This is a genomic window from Aphanothece hegewaldii CCALA 016 (assembly GCF_003007785.1).
GTDB lineage: Bacteria > Cyanobacteriota > Cyanobacteriia > Cyanobacteriales > Microcystaceae > Chroococcus > Chroococcus hegewaldii.
Genome location: NZ_PXOH01000017.1, coordinates 103,146 through 109,954, shown reverse-complemented (window position 1 = coordinate 109,954; position 6,809 = coordinate 103,146). Strand labels below are relative to the sequence as shown.

Sequence of the window (6,809 nt, the reverse complement as noted above, 5' to 3'; positions counted from 1 at the left end):
AGAATTTATGCCCTCCACCATGACAATAGAACCTCTGTCTTCGACAAGCTTTCCCTTTTATCGAGTAAGTTCCTTCTTTGGTGATGTAATTGTCTGGATCTTGATAGTAATCACAGTCCTGACAAGGGCAGTAAAGGGAAAATACCGGATGAGACTGTTCGGGGTGATAAGCAGGTGTTGACATTAATTCAAAACTTAGAAGTAATCGACATGGTAGTTATTTTGATCTACTATAATCCCTAAACCCCCCGATGCCAACTTACCTCCACTCGTTTGTAGGGACTACCAAATAATGAGTCAATTATTTCTGAACCAGTATTAGAAATTTCCGTCCCTTCTGAAACTTCTCAAGAAACTCAATCCTTACAAGGTGAGCTTGAATTTGAACCGATTACTAATGATGATCACCAAGAGCCAATAACTATAGCTGTTAGTTTACCTGATGAGATTAATGAGGCTGCCTCACCTCAAACCAATCAAACCTTATCACCTTTTAAAACTGCTTCAGGACTAGAAGCTAAAATCGATAAGCTCGTTGATGTAATGACTCAGTTTATTGGCCTACAGATACAGAGTGTAACACAGCTATCGACTCATCAAACTCAAACTGCAAGAGCTAAAATCAAACCTACTACATCAGATAAACAAAGAACGGCTGTTTCAGAAAGCAATCAAGCTAATCAAACAACTGAAAACGGCAAAGATGATGTAACGACTGCACATCGGACACCCCGTAACTCTCCATTAGCTCAGGAGGCGATTAACAATGCGATCGCCGCTATCATTGCTCATAATAATGCTACTGAGCTTCATGACCTCAAATGGGCTATTTCCATTAATTCGGTTAAAGAATTGGTCAGTGAGGCCACTAAATCTCAACGTTTGGTACAAAAGGCGATCGCACTAAGACAAGATGAAATTGACCAACATCATACCCATCATCAAATCGAACCCAATCACAATCATCGTCATAAACGTAAACGGACAATTCGAGATGCGATTTCTTTAACTGAAGTTTTTGGAACGCTCTAAACTCAAACGATTCAGTTTATTTGTGCCATGTAATCATTGCTACGTCACCTGTTGATTCTTGATTTAATCCTATGTTAAAAGCGGCTCTTCGTCACTTTAGGTGAATCACTGGACAAGAAATCCAACAGAGAAAACAGAGTATAATGTTAAGAATGAGAGGAAAAGCTAGAACAAATCGAGAAAAATAGATTAAGCTCAAGATAGAGAACTCCAAAAAGGAGTAAACCCAATGGATACTCTATCCCAACTATTGTGTCTGCCATCTTTTCTAACATTAGTAGGCTGGCAACTACAAGAAGAGAAACGTCAAATCATAGCGACTATAGCCTCTACTCAAAAGAGTGTACTCTGTCCAGTATGCCAAACGCCATCGGCTAAAATCCACAGCCACTATGAACGAACATTAACAGATATCTCATTAGCAGAATACAAAGTGACATGGAAGTTATGGATACGCAAATTCTTCTGTCACGACCCCAATTGTGCAAGACAGATTTTTAGCGAACGATTGCAGGAAACAGCCGAACCTTGGGCGAGAAAAACGAGCCGATTTTGCCAGAATTTGAGGTTCATCGGGCTGTCATTGGGAGGAGAAGCGGGAAAGCGACTGAGTCAGCAACTGGGTTTACCGATCAGCGGAACTACCCTGCTCAAGTTAATTCATCGCCTGCCTCTACCTGCCTTAATCCCCCCAAAGGTATTGGGAGTGGACGACTGGGCATTTCGCAAAGGACAGAACTACGGCACAATCCTCGTCGATCTCGAAAAAAGAAAGCCCATTGCCCTACTGCCTGACCGAGAGGCAAGAACCTTATCTCAATGGCTAATCGAACACCCTGGAGTCAAAATAATTACTCGAGATCGTTCTAAAACCTATCGACGGGGAGCAAAAGAAGGAGCACCTGAAGCCCTTCAGGTTGCGGATCGCTTTCATCTGTTAAAGAACCTGTCTGAAGCCCTAGAAAAGATCTGTGGTCAGCATAGCCTAGACCTTAAGATTGTAGAACGCGCTTTGAGCCTTGAGGCCACCTCTTTTATGTCTGAAATGCCAGCGACAATCACCCTAGCGCCAGCATCAAGCGATAAAACAGCACAAGACAAGATTCACAACAATCGCGAACAACGATTGCACAAATTCGAGCAGGTATGGCAACTCAAGCGTCAGGGACTATCTCATCAGGTGATCGCGCAACGAGTCGGGATAAGTCAGAGAACCGTGCAACGTTTCCTTCAAAGTCCTGTATTTCCCGAACGCCAAGGACGTAGCGATCGAGGATACACCCTGCTGAAACCCTATAGGCTCTACATCTTAGAACGATGGAATGGAGGATGCTTTCAGGCGAGACAGCTATATACAGAACTGGTAACTCTAGGGTATCGGGCTAGTTATATGACGGTTGCTCGTTATGTCCGTCGTTTACGAGAGGGTGAGGAACTTTCTCCGCGCCAGTCAAGGCGAGGACGTTCGCCACAGCCACTGACTCCCCGACGAGTTGCCTACTTGTTACTGCGACGACCAGAGCATCAGAATGAAGATGATCTTCAGCTTATTAAGCTATTAAAAGCTGAGAATCCCGAATTAGCTATGGCCATTACCCTAACGCAGGGCTTTACTCAAATTGTTCGAGAGCGATTGCCACAGCAGCTCGATAATTGGATACAGCAAGCGAGCGATAGTTCGTTATCGTTTTTGGTCAGCTTTGCTCATGGTCTCGTTGAGGATTACGATGCTGTTAAGGCAGGAATAACACTAGATTGGAGTAATGGACAGGTGAGGGTCAAATTAACCGACTGAAGATGCTCAAGCGACAGATGTATGGTCGCGCCAGTCTTCCTCTTCTGCGTCGCCGTTTTTTGCTCGCTTCGTGAGAGTTGACCCCAACAACTAAAAGATAATTATCCTGAGCTTTTCATCCTCAGTATTTTTTCAGGACAGGTTTTTCAGTTGCTCTGAGAATTTTGTGAAAGATGGGATTATTTATCATGTTTATATCTTCATTGGCTTCTATTTTCTTCATCAGGCTTTTTAATATTTATATTTTCACCTAAAGTGACGAAGAGCCGGAAGTTGTATCTAAAATTTTCTTGCTTTTTGACAATTTTCAACACCCTAGTCGCTACCTCAACAGCTATCAAGGTCTATTCGACAAATCCATTTAGAGTTCTCTGTGCTATTTCGCGTAGTTTTGGTGAGGTTAGTGGAGCTAAATAATCAAAAATCTCCTTATTACGAATATATTCATTACTATAAGAAAAAGCATTCTTACAGCCATAGGCAGCCAGATTTAGGGGGAATTCATCTGGCTCTAAGCCTCTCACATTAACATCTGCGCCAGCCTCAACCAACAATTTAACCATATCTAGATCTTCTTCATGAACCGCGTACATTAAAGGAGTCCAATAGAGATCGCTACTATCTCTAGCATTGATATCCGTTTGAACAGGTATTAGAGCTTGAACCTCCTCCCAGTAGCCAAAGCGAATAGCTCGAATTAGTTCTGCGGTAACATCTCCATCAGATACAATGTAGTCTCCATACATTATTTTTTGCCTCTTGTTGGTTTATAAAACTAGGATTGCTGCTCTTCTAATCTCTACTTTTTTAATCCTTTTATATTAGGAAATAAAGTTAAAAATTGAGGATAGACAGCATGTTCCTGAATTGCTTTTTTTGTAACTTTATGAAGACTAAGAGTGCTTTCACCACCAATCATTGTCACATAAAGAGCAATAGGCACAACTTGATGTCTACTGGAATACCTAGCATAGCTCATCATGGCTGAAAATTGAGCCTTGCCTAGATCGCCCTCAACTCTCTCCCAACTAAACTTAAAGTCACCAATTAAGTTTGACTTTTTCCCTTTTCCTTTCGCAAAATCTGTTGACTCTGGCCCACCATCCATCTTGATAATAAAGTCAGGGTTGGGAAGATTTGGGTTTCCAGTGTTTATTGATAGTTGAACAAAATTGATACCATTACTTTTTGGTTCCCCATTAATTGAGACTTCTGGTTCAAACCAAACAGATCCCAAATACTCTGGGAAAAAGTTTCCTATAAAATCCTTAAACTGCCCCTTAAGCAAAATCTCCCATTGTTCTCCTAATTTATTCTTTCCTTTTTGTGATAGTACGACATTTAAAGAGTTTGCTAGTAAAGGATTTAGTTGAGCTAAATTACCAAGAATATTCTGTGCAACGCCTGTTATTATATCAGTTGCAACTCCTTTGGCTTTATCGATAAGATATTGCCTTGCATAATTTGTAGCTTTCAATTGTATACTATTGAGAGCCTTTTCTGTTACATAGCCAGCTTGCAACTCAACAAGGGTAAACATCCCTGTTGGATCGCTATAAACCAACGGATTGTTATATACAAACTGATAGGGATTGAAACTCTCTGGCTCAGTCTCGATTATATCCACCGGATCTCGACTCAGAAATAGCCCTGTCTTAGAATCATAATCCCTAGCACGGAAATAATACAACCCACTCTCCGACTCCAACCATTGACCCTGAAAGCCGAAATCACCCCCCGCATTTCCAGTATGAGCCGCTATACCAGACGAAACTCTTAAATTTCCGAAACTATCATAGCGGAAATCGGCTACTTCAGTACCGGTTCCATTAGCCAAGCCGATCGTTGTCCCCATCGCATCCGTTAAATAGTACACAGGAAGACCGTTAGCATCCAAACGCATAAACGGACTCGTTCCACCTGCATAGATATAGTTGCTAATCAGATTGCCATTGCCATCGGCAATTAAATCGGTCGATTCCAACCCAGAACCCATCACTGGAGCCACTAAAAAACTACGTTGTTGAGTTCCTTCAACTGCCTTAATCCTGTTCCCCGCACCATCATAAATATACTTAACCGTCTTGCCAGTCGTTTCATTTTCAACTTCAGTTAAGTGGTCATAAGCATCATGATTTAAATCCAAAGTCTGGCCATCTCTAGAAATTAAAGTCAGACGACCATTAGTATCGTAATCGTAATTCTCAGTTTCATTAGGAGAAGAAATTGTATCTAACTGATAACCAGGAGTATAAGTATAATTGCGCTGGCCTATAGTAGTAGATTGAGTAATCCGTTTGCCCGAAGCATCGTAAGTATAATTAGTTTCATCGACAAGCGTTCCATCAGCTTGATAATAACTTTCTTTTTTCACTCGCAGGGCTTCATCATATTCTAACTTCACATAAGAGCCATCCTCACGAGTAATAAGAGTCGGTTCACCAATTCCATTCCGCTCATAAGTAACAGACGCTAAAACTTCAGAATCCGCATTAGTATGAACAATCGATTTCACCCGATCTAATTCGTCATAAGAATAGGTTGATTTAATGCCATTCGGGAAAACGCGCTCGACGAGACGATTGACCAGATCATATTTCATCAGGGTCACACCGCCAGTCGGGTCTTTAACAGACAACAAATTCCCAAACGCATCGTAATCGTATTCGGTTACATACGCTGGACCCGTTGCCGAACCGCTATTTGAAACTTACTCAAACCAACCCAAAAGTCGATTTGACGTTCAATTCCTGATTCAACCAAGAGAAGTCGGCTTCTACTTGTCCAACAGGCTTAAAATCCGGTTTAGCTAACCGTACTAAGTTATAGCAGGCGTTAAGATCCCTGTCGCCGGTCCAGGAACAAGCGGGACAGGAAAACACACGCTCGGCTAGAGTTAATTCTTGGTGATGGAATCCACAGTTTGAACAGGTTTTTGAGGACGGGAACCAACGGTCAGCCAGAATTAGCTTTGAGCCGTACAGTTGGGTTTTATATTCCAACTGCCGCCTGAACTCGTAAAATCCCGAATCGGCGATCGCTTTGGCTAATTTCCCATTTTTCAACATCCCAGAAACATTCAGATCCTCAATAACAATTTCGCTGTGGTTCTTAGCTAATTGAGTCGTGAGCTTATGTAAGAAGTCCTTGCGGATGTTGGCAATTTTTAGATGTAAGCGGGCGATCTTAACCTGTGCTTTCTTCCAGTTGTTAGAACCTTTTTCTTTGTTTCTATTCCTCCATTGAAGGAGAGCTAATTTCTGCTCTAAATTTTTCAAAGGTCTAGGGCTATCGTAGATTCGGTTATCCGATAAGGTGGCAAACCGTAATAGACCGAGATCGACAGCGATTGGAGAAACAATTCCTGCACTTACTTCTGCTGTTACTTCAATCTTAAAACTGATAAACCATCGGTCAGCTTTTCGGCTGATTGTCACTAATTTGGGTTGATAGTTTTGAGGCAATCTTTCATAAGTTTTCAGCCAGCCAATAATGGGAACTCGAATCTTAAAATGGTCAACTTTAATCGAGCCGTCTAAGCTAAATGAATCATCCTTCCCTTTCTTTTTAAACTTCGGGGGGTTGGCGATTTTCCGAAAACATCTATCCCAAGCTTTCCTGAGATGTCTGAGCGCAAATTGGGGAGCGCACTTGGAGACTTCGTAATACCAGGAATGCTCAGGTTTCACCAAGGCAACAAGCCATTTGTGCAGATCGATAGCTGTAGGAAACTTGATCTTTTCATCGCTAGGACATTGTTTGTTATGTTCCAAGATCTGTCGGGTCAGCCCTAATCCCCAATTCCAAGCATGACGAGCCGTGCCAGCGTGTTTGAGTAGCAGGGTTCGCTGTTTGTCATTAAGCTTCAATTCGGTCTTAAATCCCAGTAACATCTTCAAAGTAGCTAGAAACTTGCTCAATTTTCAGGTAATCATCTCAATCATCGAAAGCGATCGCTGCTGGGTTGATAGAGATAGCGATC

5 protein-coding genes and 1 pseudogene are annotated in these 6,809 nt (G+C 42.0%); 2 read left to right on the top strand and 4 right to left on the bottom strand.

All coding sequences use genetic code 11. The features are described from left to right. Window positions 1–184 (bottom strand): annotated as a pseudogene (locus C7H19_RS26470) (IS1 family transposase); the annotation flags it as partial. Between the two features lie 359 nt (window positions 185–543). On the opposite strand from C7H19_RS26470, the gene C7H19_RS15495 reads away from it, so the two are divergent. Together C7H19_RS15495 and C7H19_RS15490 are read left to right on the top strand one after the other, a co-directional pair. Beyond that, window positions 544–1,032, top strand: coding sequence for a hypothetical protein (locus C7H19_RS15495; protein ID WP_106457810.1), 489 nt, complete (start codon window positions 544–546; stop codon window positions 1,030–1,032). Between the two features lie 229 nt (window positions 1,033–1,261). After that, window positions 1,262–2,827: an ISL3 family transposase gene (locus tag C7H19_RS15490; RefSeq protein ID WP_106457808.1), complete on the top strand. Its 1,566-nt coding sequence runs from the start codon at window positions 1,262–1,264 to the stop codon at window positions 2,825–2,827. Between the two features lie 344 nt (window positions 2,828–3,171). Here C7H19_RS15490 and C7H19_RS15485 read toward each other — a convergent pair whose 3' ends face one another. From C7H19_RS15485 to C7H19_RS15475, 3 genes are all read right to left on the bottom strand, one after another. Beyond that, the gene (locus tag C7H19_RS15485) at window positions 3,172–3,573 is read right to left on the bottom strand and encodes an ankyrin repeat domain-containing protein (protein ID WP_106457806.1); all 402 of its coding nucleotides are present in this window, start codon (window positions 3,571–3,573) and stop codon (window positions 3,172–3,174) included. Between the two features lie 53 nt (window positions 3,574–3,626). Next, the gene (locus C7H19_RS27110; protein ID WP_146136532.1) at window positions 3,627–5,465 is read right to left on the bottom strand and encodes an RHS repeat domain-containing protein; all 1,839 of its coding nucleotides are present in this window, start codon (window positions 5,463–5,465) and stop codon (window positions 3,627–3,629) included. A gap of 76 nt (window positions 5,466–5,541) precedes the next feature. After that, entirely contained in the window at window positions 5,542–6,720 is a 1,179-nt protein-coding gene (locus tag C7H19_RS15475) for an RNA-guided endonuclease InsQ/TnpB family protein (protein ID WP_106457803.1), read from the bottom strand. Window positions 6,721–6,809: the final 89 nt, after the last annotated feature.